At 43.8% G+C, this 20,186-nt stretch carries 15 protein-coding genes; 4 read left to right on the forward strand and 11 right to left on the reverse strand.

What is annotated here, in order from left to right; translation table 11 throughout:
• Positions 1 to 55 precede the first annotated feature (55 nt).
• Together QGN29_RS01120 and QGN29_RS01125 are read right to left on the reverse strand one after the other, a co-directional pair.
• On the reverse strand, positions 56 to 2,425 hold the full coding sequence (locus QGN29_RS01120) for a TonB-dependent receptor (protein ID WP_310798810.1): 2,370 nt from the start codon (positions 2,423 to 2,425) through the stop codon (positions 56 to 58).
• A gap of 208 nt (positions 2,426 to 2,633) precedes the next feature.
• The gene (locus QGN29_RS01125; RefSeq protein WP_310798811.1) at positions 2,634 to 3,359 is read right to left on the reverse strand and encodes a Crp/Fnr family transcriptional regulator; all 726 of its coding nucleotides are present in this window, start codon (positions 3,357 to 3,359) and stop codon (positions 2,634 to 2,636) included.
• A gap of 132 nt (positions 3,360 to 3,491) precedes the next feature.
• Here QGN29_RS01125 and QGN29_RS01130 point away from each other — a divergent pair, with 132 nt between their 5' ends.
• Together QGN29_RS01130 and QGN29_RS01135 are read left to right on the forward strand one after the other, a co-directional pair.
• Positions 3,492 to 5,357: an FAD-binding protein gene (locus QGN29_RS01130; protein WP_310798812.1), complete on the forward strand. Its 1,866-nt coding sequence runs from the start codon at positions 3,492 to 3,494 to the stop codon at positions 5,355 to 5,357.
• On the forward strand, positions 5,354 to 6,049 hold the full coding sequence (locus tag QGN29_RS01135; protein WP_310798813.1) for a 2Fe-2S iron-sulfur cluster-binding protein: 696 nt from the start codon (positions 5,354 to 5,356) through the stop codon (positions 6,047 to 6,049). The genes QGN29_RS01130 and QGN29_RS01135 overlap by 4 nt, the downstream gene beginning before the upstream one ends.
• Before the next feature lie 59 nt (positions 6,050 to 6,108).
• Here the strand turns inward: QGN29_RS01135 and QGN29_RS01140 are convergent, their stop codons facing one another.
• Both QGN29_RS01140 and QGN29_RS01145 read right to left on the reverse strand, forming a co-directional pair.
• Positions 6,109 to 7,128 (reverse strand): 2-oxoacid:ferredoxin oxidoreductase subunit beta, encoded by a 1,020-nt coding sequence (locus QGN29_RS01140; protein ID WP_310797701.1) that lies wholly within the window; start codon positions 7,126 to 7,128, stop codon positions 6,109 to 6,111.
• 13 nt (positions 7,129 to 7,141) lie between these two features.
• The gene (locus tag QGN29_RS01145) at positions 7,142 to 8,995 is read right to left on the reverse strand and encodes a 2-oxoacid:acceptor oxidoreductase subunit alpha (protein WP_310797700.1); all 1,854 of its coding nucleotides are present in this window, start codon (positions 8,993 to 8,995) and stop codon (positions 7,142 to 7,144) included.
• Positions 8,996 to 9,400: 405 nt separating this feature from the next.
• On the opposite strand from QGN29_RS01145, the gene QGN29_RS01150 reads away from it, so the two are divergent.
• On the forward strand, positions 9,401 to 10,360 hold the full coding sequence (locus QGN29_RS01150) for a glycosyltransferase family 2 protein (protein WP_310798814.1): 960 nt from the start codon (positions 9,401 to 9,403) through the stop codon (positions 10,358 to 10,360).
• A 253-nt stretch (positions 10,361 to 10,613) separates the two neighbouring features.
• Here the strand turns inward: QGN29_RS01150 and QGN29_RS01155 are convergent, their stop codons facing one another.
• Entirely contained in the window at positions 10,614 to 11,507 is an 894-nt protein-coding gene (locus QGN29_RS01155; RefSeq protein WP_310798815.1) for a LysR family transcriptional regulator, read from the reverse strand.
• Between the two features lie 111 nt (positions 11,508 to 11,618).
• Here QGN29_RS01155 and QGN29_RS01160 point away from each other — a divergent pair, with 111 nt between their 5' ends.
• Complete coding sequence (locus QGN29_RS01160) at positions 11,619 to 12,545, forward strand: peptidyl-alpha-hydroxyglycine alpha-amidating lyase family protein (protein WP_310798816.1); 927 nt, start codon at positions 11,619 to 11,621, stop codon at positions 12,543 to 12,545.
• Positions 12,546 to 12,763: 218 nt separating this feature from the next.
• Here QGN29_RS01160 and gabT read toward each other — a convergent pair whose 3' ends face one another.
• Genes gabT through QGN29_RS01190 form a run of 6 tightly spaced genes read right to left on the reverse strand, consistent with a single transcriptional unit; the run spans position 12,764 to position 20,169 of the window.
• Complete coding sequence (gabT, locus tag QGN29_RS01165) at positions 12,764 to 14,041, reverse strand: 4-aminobutyrate--2-oxoglutarate transaminase (RefSeq protein ID WP_310798817.1); 1,278 nt, start codon at positions 14,039 to 14,041, stop codon at positions 12,764 to 12,766.
• The gene (locus QGN29_RS01170; RefSeq protein WP_310798818.1) at positions 14,038 to 15,465 is read right to left on the reverse strand and encodes an NAD-dependent succinate-semialdehyde dehydrogenase; all 1,428 of its coding nucleotides are present in this window, start codon (positions 15,463 to 15,465) and stop codon (positions 14,038 to 14,040) included. The genes gabT and QGN29_RS01170 overlap by 4 nt, the downstream gene beginning before the upstream one ends.
• Positions 15,466 to 15,480: 15 nt before the next feature.
• The gene (locus tag QGN29_RS01175) at positions 15,481 to 16,329 is read right to left on the reverse strand and encodes a carbon-nitrogen hydrolase family protein (RefSeq protein WP_310798819.1); all 849 of its coding nucleotides are present in this window, start codon (positions 16,327 to 16,329) and stop codon (positions 15,481 to 15,483) included.
• Positions 16,326 to 17,528, reverse strand: a complete 1,203-nt coding sequence (locus QGN29_RS01180) for an MFS transporter (RefSeq protein ID WP_310798820.1) — start codon at positions 17,526 to 17,528, stop codon at positions 16,326 to 16,328. Before QGN29_RS01180 ends, QGN29_RS01175 begins: the two co-directional genes overlap by 4 nt.
• Positions 17,528 to 18,607 (reverse strand): serine hydrolase domain-containing protein, encoded by a 1,080-nt coding sequence (locus QGN29_RS01185; RefSeq protein WP_310798821.1) that lies wholly within the window; start codon positions 18,605 to 18,607, stop codon positions 17,528 to 17,530. Before QGN29_RS01185 ends, QGN29_RS01180 begins: the two co-directional genes overlap by 1 nt.
• Positions 18,604 to 20,169: a tetratricopeptide repeat-containing sulfotransferase family protein gene (locus tag QGN29_RS01190; protein WP_310798822.1), complete on the reverse strand. Its 1,566-nt coding sequence runs from the start codon at positions 20,167 to 20,169 to the stop codon at positions 18,604 to 18,606. Before QGN29_RS01190 ends, QGN29_RS01185 begins: the two co-directional genes overlap by 4 nt.
• Positions 20,170 to 20,186: the final 17 nt, after the last annotated feature.

The raw sequence follows: 20,186 nt of genomic DNA on the forward strand, positions 1-20,186 counted from the left end.
TATCAACGCTTAAATGAAGGCCGGCAAATCTTTTTCACATGCCGACCTTCCTCACTTAGAATTGAATTTTTGCCTGAAGCGTAATTGTGCGAGGCCGCATTACATTCGCTGTTCTAGACGGCGCTCCAAAACTTGAAAACGCAAGAGGCTGGTTAGCAGAATAGGTCACAATTGTCTCATTCTTGAGGTTTTTACCAAGAAGGAAAATACTCCATCCGTCATCAACATTTTCGATGCCAATTCGTGCATCAATGAGTTGATTAGACGGCTGAATCATACCACTATCCTGTGTGGCAGCTGGGTTAAAGCCACTTGTATGATTGATGTCCGCAGAAAGACTAAATTCTAGAGAATCTGAAATCATATCTCTATATTCTAAGCCAATATTTCCTTGGAATTTAGAATGGAATTGAGAGCGCAAACCTGAATAATCACATAACCCTGGGAAATCCCCTTCAGGGAGACCTTCTGGATTATCAAAAGAGCACTGTCCTGTGTGATAGTCCCCATATTTGAAATCATTATAGGCTGCTGCATAACGAGCTGTAATGGTTTCTGTCAGCGCAAGGCGGCCATCGACTTCAATCCCTTTTGAACTCGCGGTAGCCGCATTACCAACGTTAAATCCAAGTGTCCCATCATAAACTGACACTTGAAGATTTTCAAATGACTGATCATAGATCGCAAAATTGAGTTCGGCACGGCCATCCCAAAATCCAACCTTACCGCCAATTTCGTAGTTTTCAGCTTTTTCCGCCTCAAAATCAAAGGACTCTTCCATGGTATCATAATACCCTTGGTTATTCCCTCTAAAGTCAAAACCAGCTGATTTATACCCTATGGACCACGATGTATAAAGCAGCACATCATCGCTAGCATTCCATAATAATTTAACATCAGGACTAAACTTGCCCTCTGACAGCTCTCCGGCAACTTCATGTTCGATGACCTTAAAACCACCTGCATATACTAGATTGGCGATATTTCCAGCTGCTAGCTCTGACCCATCTGCATTTTGAACATCAAGCGTTCTTGCCCCTGTTTTTGATTCCTTCGTATAGCGACCACCAACCATCAACTGCACAGAATCAGAAAGCGTCCATGTTCCTTGGGCAAATACTGACCAACTATCTGTCTCAGTAGACGCCTCTCTGTGAGCACGTGTATCTGCTAAGAAAGCTCTAGCGCCACCCAAGGCAACCAGTAGCGAATCTGCTGTCACATTGATGTTATCATAAAAATCCAAATCACTTGTTTGATAAAACCCACCAATTACATAATCAAAATCTTCGCCCAACGGAGATTGGAAGCGAACTTCTTGGCTTAATTGATTATAGCGCTCATGCAGATCAAAACTAAAGATATCTACACTGGTAAAGTCGCAATCACATAATTCATCACTGCGGCTGTCTACATAGCCAGTTGTCGCCGTGAAAGTCCCTGCCTCTGTAGAATAAACTGCATTTAAGACATAACTATTCACAGAGTTGGCATCATATTCCTCACCTGTACTCATGACGTAATTTAATTGGTTATCAATATTTTCGCCGCCTGGTAATCCATATATCCCTGTCAAAACACCCAAGATTTGATTAAACCGCAATCCTGATCCAGCAAAAGAGCCTGCTCGGGCAGGCTCTTGCCCAACACTTTCATAAGGTTTACCGTCGCTATCAAATTCGCTGTGCTCAACTTTTAGGCCCACCACTAGATCATCAGAAACATCCCATTCCAGCTTGCCGCGAATTGAAAATTCATCTTTATTTCCAAGATCTTTATCTAAGAAATCATTATAAACATACCCACCTTCATCATTATACTTTACAGCCACACGTGCTCGCATCGTATCCGAAAGAGGCCCCGATAAAACTGCCGTAATAGCCTTAGAGCTGAATTCCATCTCATAATCGACAGCCACAAACCCTTCAACTTCGTCGGTTGGGGCAGCAGTCGTGATATTCAGCGCTCCTGCAATAGAATTTTTCCCAAATAAAATCGACTGTGGCCCCTTAAGCACTTCGACACGCTCTAAGTCATAAAAAGGTGCTTTTGACATCGGACCGCGACCAGTGTGAATGTTATCAACATACGTACCCACAGACTGCTCAAACCCTTGGTTTTGACCAGAATAAATCCCTCTCATTTGGATTGTATTAGCTGTACCCGCTTGAGTTATTTTGAAATTAGGCGTGTAGGATGACATTGAAACTAAATCTGTAATCCCCTTCTCTACCATCATTTTACTTGTGAGGGCAGATATTGAAATTGGAACATCTTGAAGGCCTTGCTCACGCTTTTGAGCAGTAATAACAATTTCCTCAAGCATTATCAGATCATCGTCTTGAGCTGACACTGCTGAAGCTTGCATACATAGCGCAACGCTCACTCCAGACATGAATAACATTTTCTTCCGCGAATTTAACATTTGAAATCTTCCCACTTTCCATTTCAAGATATATTTTCAAATCCACCAGAAACCCCACTTTCTAGTTTCAGGATTGAAAAACCGTCCCCATAACAGCTTATTCTTAAAACGTATCACTGATCACCTCGCTCAAAAGTCAACAAGTTGACAGGGGCGCAGTAAATACAAGGAAGTTTAATAAAATTATTAAATATCAATGAGTTAGATTCTAATAATTATTGAATCTAGTTAAAATTTCGACATCCTTTACATAGAGATGTCCACCTTTTGTAAAAATAGCCCCTTCTTTTTTTAGAGTTGAGAGCAACTTATTTGTACTTTGTCTTGAGACACCAATCATTCCCCCTAAAAACTCTTGATCTGTTTTAAAGTTTATCTTTATCCCAAGATCTGTTTCGACGCCAAACACATCCATTAAAGAGAGCAATCGACCGGCTAATCTCGCTTTCGGAGACTTAACGGCATATTCTTCAACATTTGAGAGGACAAGGCGTAAATACCCACATAGAACACGTACAACTTCAAGAGAATAATCAGGTTCTCTCTCCAGAGCTGTTCTGGCAACTTTTCCTTGCATCACAAGTAACCTTGTTGGTCCAACAGTTACCATATCATGAGGACTTTTCTTACCATCAAAAACACCAAGCAACCCAATGGCATTTCCTGGCACAAGCAGGGTAACTACATTTGACTTACCCTCAGCGCTTACTGAACATATTTTTACGATGCCTTCCAATATATAATAAATATTGTCGACAGGGTCATTTTGATGGACAAATTTGTGATCATTTTCCAGGTTCACTACATTACTATTTCTGAGTATCAACATTAAGCTTTTCTCAGGCAGACCGACAAAGGCGTTGTTTAAGGCGCGCATCCGTTTCTCTATTTCTACTTTTGTAGGAATAGAATTATTCATAATACTTTCCATCATTTGATACTCCTTCTTAACTTAGTATACTTAATCTTAGTGTTGTTTTGTCAACTAATTGACATATTTCCCAAAAAAACCACGCCACCTTATGAAAATATGAAAAGGGTCGATTTTACTTAAGGTAGGAAAACTATGACACTTCAGAGACTGCATTATGATGTTATCGTTGTCGGTTCAGGCATGGCTGGCGCTGCAGCAGCTAATCAAGCGATGAAAGAAGGCGCCCGCGTTTTGGTCGTCAGTAAAGACCCTCTGATTTGCTCAGATACAAAAATTTCTGAAGGTATTATTACTGTTAGAGAAAGTGGTTCAGAAAAAGACACCGTTGAAGAGCTTGCTAATAATATGCAAACTGGGGGAAGCGAGATAGGGGATACTAGCTTATCGCAAATCTTTGCTGAAAATTCTCAAGACGCGCACAAATGGTTATCAGATAACGGCCTCAGATCTAGAACGGATCCCAAAACTGGGAAGCCCATTGCTCTGGGAGTTCCCATGGGTGGTCATAGTCTTCCAAGATCTGTAGATCACGAAAATGGAGGACTTGACCATGCGCAAGCATTGCTCCACGCGCTTATCGCTGAAGGAAAGATTGATACTATTGAGGATGCGTGGTTTCTCGATCTCTACATAAGCAACCAGAAGAATAAGTCTATCTGTGGAGGACTTCTCTATCATGCCACAAAAGGAACTTTTATTTCTATTGTCGCGCCTTCAGTCATCATTGCCTGTGGGGGATTAAGCACTCTTTATTATCCTCATACAGATACGATGCGCGGTAACACAGGCGATTCTTTTGCCCTTGCTGCCCGGGCCGGAGCTCAACTTGTGGATATGGAGCATATTCAATTTATTCCCTTTGCCATAGCAACACCAGGTTCTTATCAAGGTCTTGTCATCGGGGAACCTGTCACCACAGGAATTTTAGGTGTCCTCAAAGATAAGGACGGTAATGAGATAGCAAACAATTTGATGACAATGACGAGAGCAGAAGCCAGTGCCATTATTGCCCAAGCTGTCGCCGCGGGGAAAGGTACAGAAAATGAGGGCTGTTACCTTGATCTAACTCCAAACATGATTGGTCAATCTGGGGCTCTCTTTAAACGAATTTACTCTGAAAAATTCCCGACTGTCTTAAAAACGGTTAAAAAAGCCCTTGGCCCGAAGGCTGCACGGATTGCAGAAGCATGGGAGGTAAGTCCCTCTGCTCATTATTGCATGGGGGGCATTAGGGTCACAAGCAGTACTGAAGTTTTAGACTCTGAACAAAAGGTTATCGAAGGTCTTTATGCAGCCGGTCAGGCTCTAGGTGGACTTCATGGGAGCAACCGGCTTGGCTCTACGTCCCTTTCAGAAGGAGCAATATTTGGTCAAATCTCAGGAAAGCGTGCTGCGCAACATCACCGCTCTTCTACTTCTAATGAGGATATCGATCAGCTTGAGAAAAAACATTATGATTTTTACTCCAGTAAATTAGGCCAACAGGGCGACACCGCTCCCATCCATGTTCAGCGTAACCTGCAAAGCCTTGCATGGACGGGCATTGGTCCTGCACGGGATAGTGCAAGCCTTAACAAGGTCCTTTCAGGACTAGAGACTGTCCGCGTATCAAATGAAAACTCTTCAATTCCGACTGATCATGTATGGAACCAATCTTTCATAGATTATGTTGAAACTCGCAATCTCAGTCTGTGTGCAGAAGTGATTGCATCCTCTGCTCTCGTCAGGACTAAATCAACTGGCGCCCATGTAAGGTTAGATGAGGATTCGTTTCCCTCTGATCCTATGAATTATGCCGTGACTAGCTTTTACCTTGACGGGAAAGTCTTCACGGCAAAGCTAGAGAGAGCTCTAAATCAAAGCGATTTCAAAGAAGCTCAAAGTCAATTGCACAATCAAAAAAGAGATCGACACTCACAGATTGCGCGGATGCCGCTTGAACAACAAGATCCTTTACTCTGCGATGTCTATAATAGCTTTTTAGGAGATGCACCATGAAGTTTACAATCACCAGAATAGATCCAAACAAGGATAGCCTTGACTATGAAGTTGATTTTTCTCCGCTTTCTCCAGATACAAAGCCGACGGCATTAGATGTCTTATTACAGGTTCAAGAAAACATATTCCCTGATCTCGCTTACCGGTATGGGTGTCGAAATGCCCTATGCGGTGTTTGCACCATCGAGGTTAACGGCAAACCCAAGTTAGCCTGCAAACATAAACTCCGAGAAAATGATCATATCACATCATTTTCGAGCTTGCCGACAATCCGCGATTTTGTCGTAAGACGGGATCTTGTCAACAAGCAGCTTCAGGGCCATCTTGAAAAAGACCAAGACAATGGCATAGTAAGCTCAGATCCAGCAGCAGTAGAAAAATTTGATTCTCTTAATCAATGTATAGAATGTTATGCTTGCTTGGATGGGTGTCCTCTCCATGAAAAAAATGAAGAAGGTGGTCATACAGAAGCGCTCCCTTATGGTAATCCGTATGCTTTCTTGAAAGCTCAGCAAGCCATTGTTGACCCTCAAGCCACATCCAAAAGCAAAGAGAAGGCACTTTCTTTTGCTACAGATCTAGGTCTCAATACCTGTATTGACTGTGACGGCTGCAAATGCGGCGTTGGAATTAATCTGATGCGTGAGGTGATTAATCCTTTGCTGGACGCTAAATCAGCTCAAGAAAAATAACATCATTTTTTCTAGGGGGCATCGAGCACCAAACACAAGCCCCCTATATATTTTTTTGTTTATTTGACATGCCAGGTTTGTCCGCCGAGGACGATGTCTTTAATAGATCTTTTCTTTTTCTGCCTTGCGTGGTCGATTTGGGCGTGGACAGCACGCTCATAAGAAAGGTCGACGCTTTCTTGATACAAGACGCCCATAGCCACAGGCTCTCCGTCTCCCGCTCCGAGTTCTGCCAGCAAGCGTGCGATCCCTATATGGCTTTCATCGTGGGTTAAAACATCCTCTTGTGTGATATTATTTTCGCCGATGGTGACCACTTTCAGGCTGAAGCTATCCATATCAAAGACAATGCCTTTGTTCCCTTCTTTCCCGAAGATCATCTTTTCCCCATGCTCCAGAAGCAACTGTTTGTCTTGGGCGGTTTTCTTATCCGTAATATCGGACCATGCATCATCATTATAGACGATACAATTTTGCAAGATCTCAACAAAAGCAGCGCCTTTATATTGGTGTGCGGCTTTGAAGACACCAGGCATATGTTTTTGGGCTGTATCCACTGTCCGTGCGACAAACTTAGCCCCGCAGCCAAGCGCAAAGTTAATCGGATTAAGGCTGGGATCCACAGACCCCATAGGAGTAGACGGGGTCTTAATCCCAACTTCTGAGGTGGGACTATATTGTCCTTTGGTCAGGCCATAAATCTTGTTGTTAAACAACAGAATATTCAGGTCCACATTCCGCCGCAGCGCATGCAGTGTATGGTTCCCCCCAATGGAAAGACCATCCCCGTCGCCTGTGATCAACCAAACATCAAGATCTGGATTTGCCAACTTAAGCCCGGTCGCTACCGCGGGGGCTCGACCATGAATGGTATGGAACCCATAGGTGTTCATATAGTAAGGGAACCGGCTCGAACAGCCAATGCCAGAGACAAAGACTGTATTCTCGAGCGTCGCGCCCATCTCAGGCAAGGTTCTCTGCATACATTTTAAAATCGCATAGTCTCCGCAACCCGGACACCATCTGACTTCTTGATCACTGGTAAAATCTTTAATGGTTAGTGGTGATTGATCTGTCATCGTCTCCCCTCCCCTATGCCTTCTCTGAGGCGAGATCGCGAATAGCGTTCAGCACTTCAGTAATTTTAAATGGTTGGCCCGATACCTTATTCAACGGCTGGGCATCAATAAAGAAACGATCGCGGATCACTGTTTTCAGTTGACCCGTATTCATTTCAGGGATCAGAACATGATCAAAGGATTTCAATAAAGCATCCGTATTCGACGGCATCGGATTCAGATGACGGAAGTGTACATGGCTCACATCCACTCCTTCTGACCGAGCAATCTTCACCGCTTCCTCAATCGGACCAAAGGTCGATCCCCATCCCACAACACCTATCCGAGCACCCGCGCTGCCCGTCGAAGGCTCTAAAGGCGGAATTTCCCGCGCAATACCCGCAACTTTCGCCGCTCTGACATCCGTCATCTTCTGGTGGTTCGCAGGGTCGTAAGAGATATGACCCGTATCATAGCTTTTCTCAATCCCGCCAATTCTGTGCATACATCCTGGCGTCCCCGGCTTCGCCCAGTTCCGTGCTAGCGAAAGATCATCCCGCTGATAAGGGTTAAACTCCCCGTCCTCTGGGGCCGACGCAAACGCCACCTCAAATGGCTCAAGCGCTTCCATATCCGGTAACTTCCAAGGCTCCGCAGCATTCGCAATAAAGCCATCCGACAGTAAAATAACCGGCGTCATATATTTGAGCGCAATCCGACATGCCTCAATGGCTGTCTCAAAGCAATCCGCAGGAGAGCGGGTCGCGAGCACCGGCAAAGGCGCATCCCCGTTCCGGCCGTATATGGCTTGGTACAAGTCAGACTGTTCCGTCTTGGTCGGTAACCCCGTTGATGGACCTCCGCGCTGGACATTCACAACAACCAAAGGCAATTCCGTAGAAATCGCTAACCCAAGCGCTTCCCCCTTAAGAGCAATCCCAGGGCCTGACGAAGATGTCACCCCCAGAGCCCCGCCAAAAGCAGCCCCCAAGGCCGCACAGACTGCCGCAATCTCATCCTCCGCCTGGAACGTCAGAATGCCAAGGTCTTTCAACGACGAAAGCGTATGTAAAACGGGAGAGGCCGGCGTAATCGGGTAAGACCCAAGAACAATATCCAATCCAGACAATTCTCCGCCCGCTGCCAAGCCCCAAGACAAAGCCTCAGAACCCGTCACCGTCTTATAAAGACCCGGCTCTTGCTTCACTGCACCAATGTGATACCGCTTTATACTGGTGGATAACTCAGCCGTTTCTCCATAAGCATGCCCCGCATTCAATGCCGCAATATTCGCTGCCGCAATCTCAGGCTTTTTAGCGAACTTCTTCTCAAGCCAATCCGTAACCGGCGCTCTGCTGCGGTCAAACATCCAAAGCATCAACCCCAGCATATACATATTCTTTGAACGCAGCGCATCCTTGTTCCCAAGGCCAAACTCTTTCACTGATTCAACCGTCTGCTTAGACGCATCCAACGTGATCAGCTGATAATCTTCAAGACAACCATCCTCAAGGGGATTCGTCTCATAACCCGCTTTTTGAAGATTCCTCTTGGTGAAACTGCCCGCATCAACAACCAACAAACCACCCCGCCGAAGATTATCCAAAGAGACCTTCAACGCCGCAGGGTTCATCGCAACCAAAACATCAGGCTCATCACCTATCGTCTTAATCGATTTAGCACCAAAATTAATTTGAAACGCAGACACCCCAAACGTCGTCCCAACAGGGGCGCGGATTTCCGCAGGGAAATCTGGAAATGTCGCTAAGTCTGAGCCCGAAAGCGCAGTAGAGTTCGTAAATTGGCTGCCGGTCAGCTGCATTCCGTCACCAGAATCACCTGCAAACCGAACCACCGCAGATTCTAAAATCTGGACGTCCGTTGTCATAGTATTTTCCTTGTCATACCTTTTTGGGTCATGTGAATAAACACAATGCCCGAGAGGCCTTTACAGAACCAGGCAACCTGTCCCGATCCCTTATTAAAGTTAAATTGACTGTGACCTGTGCTTGAATATAATTCTGTCAACTAGTTTACACCTCATATCCCCTCTTACCGTCACTGCTCAAGTGAGGCCATCAACAATGAAGGCGTCAAGAGGCCGAACATCTTTCACAGCAAAAACATCATCGAATATAGCCATAGAAGGACAGTATCCATCCTAAAAAATAAACATTCTTGAATTTAAAATAGACGATGCTTAGAAATATATGCATATATAATTCAAGCAGTTATTGAGAGTATTTTGTACATTTACGGGCTATCCACTTGGGATTAATTTTAGAAAGATTGTATGTTTACTGTTGTCATTAATGTCTACAATAGAGCCTCTCTCATTGAAGAAACCCTCCATTCAATTTTTAATCAAACACAGCCCGCGCAAGAAATTGTCGTTGTTAACGATGGATCAACTGACAATTCATTAGAGATCCTTGAAAAATATTCGGACAGAATAAAACTGTTTACAATTGAGAATGTGGGGTGTGGGACTTCGCGGAAAAAAGCCATTGAATATAGTGACCCTTCAATTCCCTGGATCACTTTTTGTGATAGTGATGATTTATGGAAACCAAATCACCTAGAGACCATAGCAGCCTTGATCACCGATACACCTGAAGCCAGCGTCGTCGCAACAGATTTTGATACATTTGGTAAGGACGAGAATAGAGGATATTTCCACCTACGATCCATCCCCAAAAAATGGTGGGCAGGCTATGCCTCGATGATTAAAGAAGATGTTTATCTTTTACCAGCGCCTTTTCTACCTCTTTTAGAGCATAATCCGCTTGTGATCACCACGATGGCTATAAAAAGGGACATCTATGAGAAATGCGGTGGCATTAATGAAAGCTTTTCGAGGTATCAAGCAGAAGATTCAGACCTAACGCGGCGCCTAGCCCTCGCCAATCACCCCTTTGTCCTTTCCCTAGCTCATACGGTTCGCCTCAGAAGAGACGGCAGCAATATGTCACAGAGCGCGGCGGGGAATTTTTTAGACAGAGCTCGAATTTCCATCTCTCATATGAATGAGGAGCTTATTCCTGATAAATATAGTCAAAAAACACACCTGTTTATTCAATCTTCCTTAGAAGAAGCAATACGCAGATTATATATCCAAGATGAACCGCAGAAATTCGAATTGGCTTATGAGGCCATAACCCCCTATCAAATAAAACGCTCAACTCGTTTTCGTATGAAAACGCGCGCTTTACCTGTCTGTCTCAGGAGGATGATCACGGCAGTCCTAAGTTAAGTGCTCAATAGCCTTTCTTATGAATTGCAGGATAGGGCATAGACTTTTTGGTCGAAAGCCTTCAGGCCAATTTCTGCTCGAATCTCATTTATGCGCTTCTCATTCTCGAGGTTGTTAAAAGTCGCTTTCTTTATCTCGCATGTGATATGAGTAGCATATCGTTGTGGCTTGCCGCTGTTCAGCTGTGCCCGGTCATACATTGAAGCATAATGCCCTCATTATCTGAAACTCCCTCTAAAATTACTTGAGCATATCAAAAAACGTTTTCAAGAAACTCTAAAAATTTATCAAGCTTAGGAGATGTCATTCTCTTTTGTTGATATAGTGCATAAAGCGTTCTTTCAGACTGCTCCCACTCGGGCAATACATGGCATAGTCTGCCGTCACCAATGGCATCATCAACTAAATAATCATACAAATTAGCGATGCCCATGCCGTCGAGAGCAGATTGTAATAATAGATTATAATTATTACTAGAATAGAGAGGTTTCGGATAGACTACCCTATGGCTGTTTGATCTTTGAAACTCCCATGACGAATTTTTAGATTCGTCGTTATAGCTTAACAAGTTTAAACCACTTAGGTCTAAAGGATCATTCAGTAGATCTATTGATTCCATATAAGACGGAGATGCCACAAGCTTGCGACCGTGAGACGCTACAACCATAGAAAACAGGGGAGAGGTCTCTGCCGCCTTTATAGAACGAATAGCAACATCATAGCCCTCAGCAGAAATATTACTCACATTGTCAGCGAGATTTAAGGACAGATTTATATCAGGGAACTGACTATGAAAAACGTGTAATCGAGGGGCGAGGAGACATTGCCCCACCGAAATTGGCGCAGTAACTTTAAGCAACCCGGAAGGGTTGGTCCCTCGCTGGTATAGGCGCGCTTCTAACTCTGACAGATCATTCAACATAACCTCAGAAGCATTTAGATATTCATTACCGCTATCAGTCAAACTCAATGTCCGAGTTGTACGGTGCATTAGCTTTACATTCAACACAGCCTCTAGCTGTTGCACAGCCTTACTCACTGAGGAGACAGTCATCCCCATTTTAGCGGCACCCTTCGTGAAAGAGCCTTGCGTTGCAACAGCATGAAACACTTTCATTAAGTGAAATTTATCGAGATCTCGTTTCATTATTATTTCTTTAATGGAAATTGTAATTGTCGATATATCTACATTATCACCTTATCAATAATAGTATACATAAATCCAATACATAACAATAAGCAGCAAGGATATCCTATGATGATTAGAGCCATACTTCAGTTTTTACTTTTTGCCACAGTTGTTTCAGGGATAACTGCGGCACATTCGACCCAGCTGAAATTCGAAGATATCGCCATAAATTTCTCCTTACCAGAGGGGTGGTCGCTCGGTGAGGTTACTGGCATTCAAAGGCGTGAGAACGGGAATTTCATTATATTTCATCGCGGTCAACACCAATTGCTAGAGTTCGATGAGAATTTCCAGTTTGTCCGAGAGATTGGGCATGGTCTATTTAAAAACCCTCACGGTCTAAGAATAGATAAGATGGGAAATGTTTGGACAACCGATACTGAAACACATGTGGTACTGAAGTTTTCCGAGACAGGCAAGGTAACAATGGTCCTAGGGAAAAATGGATTATCAGGCACAGGTTGGTTTGATCGCGATTACAATCTCACCTTATTCAACCAGCCCATGGATGTCGCTTTTGATCGAAAAGGCTATATCTATGTAGTCGACAAAGGGAATGATAGGATCGTCAAGTTAGATCAGAATGGCTTTATAGAAACGTCATGGGGTCAAAAGGGCACAGGCCGCAGTCAATTTAATTTCGCGCACTCTATTGTGATTGATTCTGAGGACAGGGTATATGTCGCTGACAGAGAGAATCAACGTATCCAAATTTTCGACTTAGAGGGCACTTATTTAAAGCAGTGGAAGAACGTTGGATATCCATACATGATCACTCTTTCAAAGGACAGTTTATGGATGACAGACGCAAGAGCCGAGCAGGTCAAGCAATTTGATATGAAAGGAAACTTGATTAGGCATCATCGCGGTATTCCTGGGCGAAACACAGGACAATATAGCGCAGTACACGGTATTTTTGTCGACAAGAAAAATCAAGTATGGGTTACTCAAATATTCAATTGGGCTGGCGTGAATCTCTTAAAATTCACACCCTGATAATCGAGGCAAATCAGGCTATAAAGATCATGGCCCATAGACGTAAAAAGTGTCTAAAAGATTTCAGTGGATGCTCACCCTTTTCCAGCCGGCACCACCTGCCCACGACGAGATGATGCGACAGGGTTATTCGCAAAAGGCGATATTTATTCTCGGATGCTACTCACATGTTCATGCCATATAAATTTTTCTAAAGTATGTCTCGTCGAAAGGCCTGATTAACAGGCCTTTAAAGCTTCTTCTAAAAGATCCAACCCTTCATGCAAGTGATGATCAGGAATGGTTAAAGGTGCAAGCAATCGGATTGTATTCCCAAAATAGCCACATGACAACAAGATCAAGCCTTTTTCGTGGGCCTTGGTTACCAGCTTGGTCGTGACTTCTGAGTCTGGCTCATGGCCACCTTTTTCTTTTACCATCTCAAAAGCGACCATTGCTCCAATACCGCGTACATCACCGATAGCTGGCAGGCACTTGTTTGCTTTAAAAGCATTTAATCGATCCACCATCACGTCGCCAATTGCCTGACTTCGCTTAATCAATCCTTCTTCTTCTATAGCCTCAATCGTCGCAAGGGATGCAGCGCAAGCAACTGGATTTCCGCCATAAGTGCCACCAAGACCACCTGGTAAAGTACTATCTAATACATATGACTTTGCAATAACACCCGAAATTGGGAAGCCGCCGCCCATGGCTTTTGCCACTGTCATAATGTCAGGCTCTGTTTCATAATGCTCTGTGGCAAACATCTTCCCTGTCCGCCCAAAACCAGTTTGAACTTCATCACAGATTAAGAGGATTCCATGTTCATCACAAATCTCTCTCAAAGCCTGCATGAACTCTTTAGGGGCCTGATAAAATCCACCTTCCCCTTGCACAGGCTCTAGAATAATCGCGGCCACGTCGTGGGCTTCAATATCGGATTTAAAGAGAGCCTTCACTCCATTCAAAGCATCTTTAACTGATATCCCGTGATGCGGAATTGGGAAAGGAGCATGAAACACATTCGATGCGCCTGTACCAGCACTTGCTCTATAGGGAACGATCTTTCCTGTTAGGGTACTCGTAAGAGCTGTCCGGCCGTGAAATGCCCCGCGAAATGCTATGACACCAGGGCGTTTTGTATGGACCCGAGCAATTTTAATCGCATTCTCAACCGCCTCAGCTCCCGTTGAAAAGAGAACTGATTTTGCTTCACGAATTGGAGCAAGAGCATTTAAGCGCTCACATAACTTTACATAAGGCTCGTAAGGAGAAACCTGAAAAGCTGTATGAGTGTAAAGATCGCATTGGTCTTTAGCCGCCTGAATAATTTTAGGATGACAGTGACCTGTATTGCATACGGCTATCCCCATAGCAAAATCAAGATATCGTTGACCATCAGCATCCCAGACTTCTGCATTTAAGGCTTTGCTCGCAAAAACACTCGTTGCTGAGGCCACACCTGGCGCAACTGCTGCTAATCTTCTCAAGCGTAAATCATTATTTTTGGTCATGATAGACCTCCTAATAAGCAATATTTAATTTCTGTATATTCATCTAATCCGTACCGGCTCCCTTCACGACCAACACCGCTTTCTTTGACACCGCCAAAAGGGGCAACCTCTGTTGAAATGATACCTTCATTGACGCCGACCATGCCGTATTCAAGAGCTTGCATGATACGAAAGGAACGACCCAAATCCTGAGTATAAAAATATGCCGCAAGTCCGTACGGCGTATCATTAGCCATCTGCACAGCTTCCTCTTCGGCATCAAATTTAAACACAGGGGCCACAGGGCCAAAAATTTCAGCTTGAGCTATGGCATTACTGTGATGGATATCCGTTAAGATTGTGGGAGAATAAAAATTACCGCACGCATTATGGCGTGCTCCCCCAAGGGCTACGTTTGCTCCTTGTTCCTTCGCGAGAGATACCAGTCCTTCAACTTTTTCGACAGCAGCTTCATCTATCAGAGGGCCAACTATTGTACCTTCTTCAGCCCCGTTCCCTACTGTAAATCCTGAAACGGCTTTGGTGAATTTAGAGATAAATTCATCGTAAACATCAGCCTGAACATAAAATCGATTTGCACAGACACACGTTTGTCCTGCATTTCTATATTTACTGATCAGAGCCCCTTCAACAGCCTTATCAATATTTGCATCGTTAAACACAATAAAAGGGGCATTGCCGCCGAGTTCTAAAGAAACCTTCTTCACAGTTCCAGCGCATTGTTTCATCAAAAGTTTGCCAACGGGTGTTGACCCTGTGAAGGAGAACTTCTTAATAACAGGATGCTCTGTTAAGACCTTCCCAACTGAGACAGGGTCAGTTGTTGGAATAATTTTCATTACACCCTTCGGAATTCCAGCTTCCAAAGCAAGTGCTTCTAATGCTAATGCAGATAAAGGAGTTGTCTCAGCAGGCTTGACAACGGCTGTACATCCAGCAGCCAGAGCCGGTGCTACTTTTCTGGTAATCATTGCGATCGGAAAATTCCAAGGCGTAATGGCACTGATAACGCCGATAGGTTGCTTTTGTACAATAATTTTCTTACCAGCAAGAGGAGATGGAATCACATCACCGTACATGCGTTTACCTTCTTCCGCGAACCACTCAATAAAGGAAGCGCCATACGCTACTTCGCCGCGAGCTTCTGCAAGAGGTTTACCACATTCAGCAGTAATGATCTGAGCCAGGCCTTCCGCATTTTCAAGAATGAGCCCATACCATTTTTGGAGTAGCTCTGCTCGGCCCTTAGCTGTCAAGTGCGACCATTGTTTAAAGGCACGTTCTGAATCAATAACTGCACTCTCAACAGAAGCCGCGTCATATTCTTTTACAGTCGTTATAACTCTATTTGTCGCTGGATTTAAAACAACGAGGCCTGTCCCGTGACTGATATAGTCAGTCACAAGCGAAAGATCGAGTGTCATCATATGCTCCTTAAATCAAGTTCTCGCTGGAACTTTTAATTTCCCAAGATTATCCAAAAATTTACTTCTATTCGCCATGCCTTCATGCGGGTAGCTATGAGAGGCATCACGAAAACTCTTTAAGGGTTGTCCGAGCCCCATCAGCCCTCTCTCGCGGCATCTTCGAACGCGATCAAAATCAACTTCAATAAGCATCACTTCTTCGGATCCTGCCGATTGATATAATATATCGCCATCAGGTCCAGCCATCATAGACCGCCCAAGCCCCTGCTCTCCTGTGCCATTCACATCAATAAAATAACATTGTTGCTGTGCTGCAGTTGCACGCACCATAGCCAACTCTACGTCCCTGTCACAACTATCCGTCAATGTTGGATGTAAGAGTACTTCGGCGCCTTCTGTTATCATGGCTCTTGATAATTCGGGGAACCACATATCATAGCAAATATATACACCAAATTTCCCATACCCTGGCACATCAAACACACAAATGTCTTGGCCTTCAGAGACGCCCTTTTCATAGGGATAGAAAGGATACATTTTCCGGTACCGATCAACAACCTCACCTGCAGGATTAATCACAGGCGTTGTATTGAAAATTTTTCCGTCCAGGTCTTCCATCAAGGAGCCACCTACAAGCCAAATATCAAGCTCCTTTGCAAGACGGCATAGCCTTTCTTCACAATCAGCCAGCCGCGGGGACGCCGTCGTTGCACCGGCGCCGCAAATGGCAAGTTCACTCAGAACAATCATCTGAATAAACGGATATCTCAACATGGTTTTTCTAATTTTGGAAACAACAGTATCCAAATTATTACCTGCGGCTAAATCGAGCTGCAAACCCGCAATTGTCATTTGTGTCATGCGGTTTTCTCCCCATCTAATTCTTTCGAATTTGAGTTATTTACTTTTGTTGTATGATCCACTTTTAAAGCGGGAATAAAGACGGCTACTGCACAAATTGCTAAACCTACTGATGCCGTATTTATTATAGCTGAAAAATCATTCTCACCGACAAGGTAAGCAGCAACCATCGGCCCTGATGCTAACCCCAGTTTTGAAATAAACCCTGCAAGGGCTCCCATTTGGCCGTGACCGTCAAAACTCGCTAAAAGCCCAAGCAGGTAAGGAATAACGAAAGCCCAGCCAATGCCTGTCACCGTATTCGCAATAAAATAGATTTTAGGATCCTCTGACCAATGGAACGCATAGGTAAAAATTGCTTGTAAAGTGAGTCCAATTAGGAGGGGCTTGAAGCGTCCATATTTAGAGCCAATGACAAAAACGAGCACAGCCCCAGATACACTTATAATATTGGCTAAAGAAAGCCAGTCAGAGATAGCACTCACCTCATAGCCATTCTCTTTTCCAAGCTCAATTGCATAATCTGCAATTCCCATATTTGATGCTTGAAACATAAAAATAGATAGCATTGCCAGCACTAAAGGAAAAATGATCAACCCCTTGTTCGTTCCACTCCCCGCAATTGCCTCTTGCTCAGATTTAACTTTGTAATCAGGAATGAAAGGGACCATCATCAGTGTGATAAGGCTGAAACATATTAGTGCTCCAAAAGCAGCGCCATGGCCAAAAGAAGAAACTAGTTTAGGAACAAAGTAAATACCCAAGCTACCGAAAGTATATTGCACGACAAGTAACATGCCATAGCCTTTGTCTGGGTCGTTGGTTCTTGCGATGACTCCAAGACCAATTCCCACTAAAAAGCCACCAATTGTACCATGGCCAAATCGGATATATTTCAACAAATTCGCGTCAGTGATTTGAAAGGATAATACATCAACAGCAATCATCAAAGGAAGGATGATGTAAGCCGTTTTTTTCCACTGAAAATATCGTATACCAAATGTTGCGATCAAAGCACCAAATGCTGCTCCGTATTTATTGGCGGCCGTAATGTAGCCCGCATCTTGGCGGCTAATACCTAAACCGTCCACAAAAGCTGATAAGAAAGCCCCTCCTAAGTTCACATAGAAAAGACCCGCAGTTGCTAAAAATGCTAGCATTATGGCTGCGAGTAAACTCTCCGAATTGACAGATTTCATTATGCATCCCCTTTACAAATTGGTCTGTGTCTATGAAATTCTGCAATCACATCTGCAAACCGGTAAACACCGCCGTCGCTAAAATAATAATAGATGTCCCCACTTGGTAGCAGCACAACTGTTTTGCCGCCATATCCCGACATAAAGGGCACCCATAGATCTGTGGAACACTTTAAATAGGCCCCAGCATTAAAGCCCCAAAAGCCATGTTTATATGTTTGAGACCTCGTGTCCGCACTCAGGCCCACCTTTCGGGGGGATCCCTGCATCGCAGCGATCAACATGTTCTGATCTAAATGATCATATAAAATCGAAGATTTAGAGTTCAAAGCTTTGGCAACTTTCATGATATCGCTACGCGTAAAAAACAATCCTGTTCCAGCAAAAGGGATTCGCCCTTCCATGCGTTCTACAGTCATCTTCTTCAGACCTAAGTCATCCCATATTGGTTGAAGCAAGTCTGTGTAATAATCAGCAGACGGGTTACCTGTCTTTTCTTGCCAAAAAGCTTGCATAGCGACACTCAATAACCCTGTATCCACTGTGCGATAAACAAATTTTTCACCAGGCGCCAGTTGCTTTACATAGCGGTTACAAGTGTCCTCAGTCTTTTCCTTAATTGTTGGCAGAAGTAACCAATCTGTAATCTTGTCTTCATCCCCATAAGTCGTTCCCTTCTTATAGTGGCCACTTTCCATATTAAGAAGATGTGAAAAGGTCACGCCGTGCCATCCCGATTGAGCACAAGAGGAAATATAGTCACTTACTAATGATTCTTTTGCTCCAGGAAAGAGCTTTTCTAAGCGCATTAAGGTAAGACCGGCCAAAATAGATTTTGCAATCGAATAAGACGGCAGGATCACATCTTCACAAGGCCGATTGACTTTGCATTCAGATACATAATGTGTGCCTTCAATGACGGCACCATATAGGATCATATCTTGCTTTTTAATGATCCCATCTTGTCTTAGAATTGCTTGATCATAGCCTTTGAGCTTAGAGATTGGCTTTACAGGTAAATCTTCGGCATAAACAGAAAAGGCCAAGAAGCAAAACAATAAAACAGTGAAAATCTTCATGATATCTCTCCGCAATCTATACCCAAAGCATTTAACTTGGTTTTTAAAGGGGATAATGCGGCTTCATATCGCTTCCATAAGTTGACAGAAGATTGATACATGGGCATGCGAACTTGCGCTGCACTGGCTGTTGCTGATGCAGATCGATTTTCATGAAAATTAATGCAGTTCTCTTCCCACTCGAGATCACAGTAAGCTAACAGCTTCTCAGTTTCTGCTCTCTGATCAGTCACCAAACTCTCATAAGAAATCTCATGAATTCGGCTCGGCAGCACAGAAGACCAATGGTCCATTAATTTTACGTAAGAGGCATAGTAAATTGCCAGATCCTCCATATCGTAACTAAAGGGGTATCCCATTCGAAACAGCGTTTTATAGATTGCGTAACAGCTGTCCATAGGGGCACGTTTTATATGGATGATTTTTGCGGTTGGCAGCGCTTTTGCAATCAAACCAATATAGAGGAAATTTGCAGGAGTTTTATCAATTAGGTTTGGTGATTTTTTCCGTCGGGAAGCTGTCAATTCATTGTAAAGCTGCGCCAATTTTGGGAAGTCAGCCTCCGTGGACCTCTTAACCAACTCATCTTTACTACTCACCTGCCCCGTTACCTGCATCATCGCAACAGCAAAATCATTAATCTCACCGATACTCTCAACCTTAGAATGGGAGGCTAGAATACGATCAACTAATGTCGACCCAGTTCTTGGCATACCAAGAATAAAAATTGGGCCGGCCCCCTCTTTCCTTTTAATGTCAGTACAAAAGTCTAAATTCATATGTTTTTTGAGACTATCCATAGTCTCAACATCAGACTGCACAGTATATTGCAACATTCCTTTACGCGCTTTTGTGCCTACCATCAGATGAGAGATAGACTGTGCATAATCTCCGACATCTTCATACTCTTTTGCCAAGGCAAAATGAACAGGAACCATTGCTTGTTGCTGGCTCGAGACTTTCAACGCAAGATCATTTAACTCTTCGAGATGGTTATTGTCTTTGGTTTGCTTTCGCAATGTAGCCCGATTGTAATAGGCATCATAATCATGAGGGTTCAAACTAATAACTTGATCTAGGCAAGCCTCAGCCTTCACCATATCCCCAGTAAAACTATAGGCTGTCGACAGATTATAATGCGCTTGTGGATCTTTAGGATTTAATTCAACGCTTTTGTTATACACTCTAAAAGCGGAATCATACTCGGCCAATTGCGTATAAAATTGTCCAACATACTGTAAAATTACTGCATTAGAGGCGGCTAAAGCCTCTATACTTTCTAACCGAATGAAGGCGTCACCTGGCCTTGAGAGATGAATAAGGGCTTCTATCTCTTGTAGACGCCCTACAGTATGGTTTTCATCCAAATGCAGAACTTCTTGCGCACATGAGAGAAGACCCGAGTAGTCTCCTTTCATCTGAGCAATACGGCCCCTTTGAACCCATCCATCTAAATGAGCAGGATAAGACGCTGTAAGGCTTACTGCCAATTTTTCAGCATCGCTGATCCGGCGCTCTTTTATGAGTCCGTTTATTTGTTGCATGATCGTCATGATTTTCATTTTCTTCCCCGCAAAGT

The organism is Temperatibacter marinus, from assembly GCF_031598375.1.
Lineage (GTDB): Bacteria > Pseudomonadota > Alphaproteobacteria > Sphingomonadales > Kordiimonadaceae > Temperatibacter > Temperatibacter marinus.

Coding starts and splice junctions, on each gene's coding strand:
- QGN29_RS01175 (WP_310798819.1), bottom strand. CDS start 16,329: ATGACACAAATGACAATTGCGGGTTTGCAGCTCGATTTAGCCGCAGGT.
- QGN29_RS01185 (WP_310798821.1), bottom strand. CDS start 18,607: ATGAAGATTTTCACTGTTTTATTGTTTTGCTTCTTGGCCTTTTCTGTT.
- QGN29_RS01150 (WP_310798814.1), top strand. CDS start 9,401: ATGTTTACTGTTGTCATTAATGTCTACAATAGAGCCTCTCTCATTGAA.
- QGN29_RS01180 (WP_310798820.1), bottom strand. CDS start 17,528: ATGAAATCTGTCAATTCGGAGAGTTTACTCGCAGCCATAATGCTAGCA.
- gabT (WP_310798817.1), bottom strand. CDS start 14,041: ATGACCAAAAATAATGATTTACGCTTGAGAAGATTAGCAGCAGTTGCG.
- QGN29_RS01155 (WP_310798815.1), bottom strand. CDS start 11,507: ATGAAACGAGATCTCGATAAATTTCACTTAATGAAAGTGTTTCATGCT.
- QGN29_RS01140 (WP_310797701.1), bottom strand. CDS start 7,128: ATGACAGATCAATCACCACTAACCATTAAAGATTTTACCAGTGATCAA.
- QGN29_RS01160 (WP_310798816.1), top strand. CDS start 11,619: ATGATTAGAGCCATACTTCAGTTTTTACTTTTTGCCACAGTTGTTTCA.
- QGN29_RS01125 (WP_310798811.1), bottom strand. CDS start 3,359: ATGATGGAAAGTATTATGAATAATTCTATTCCTACAAAAGTAGAAATA.
- QGN29_RS01190 (WP_310798822.1), bottom strand. CDS start 20,169: ATGAAAATCATGACGATCATGCAACAAATAAACGGACTCATAAAAGAG.
- QGN29_RS01135 (WP_310798813.1), top strand. CDS start 5,354: ATGAAGTTTACAATCACCAGAATAGATCCAAACAAGGATAGCCTTGAC.
- QGN29_RS01170 (WP_310798818.1), bottom strand. CDS start 15,465: ATGACACTCGATCTTTCGCTTGTGACTGACTATATCAGTCACGGGACA.
- QGN29_RS01130 (WP_310798812.1), top strand. CDS start 3,492: ATGACACTTCAGAGACTGCATTATGATGTTATCGTTGTCGGTTCAGGC.
- QGN29_RS01145 (WP_310797700.1), bottom strand. CDS start 8,995: ATGACAACGGACGTCCAGATTTTAGAATCTGCGGTGGTTCGGTTTGCA.
- QGN29_RS01120 (WP_310798810.1), bottom strand. CDS start 2,425: ATGTTAAATTCGCGGAAGAAAATGTTATTCATGTCTGGAGTGAGCGTT.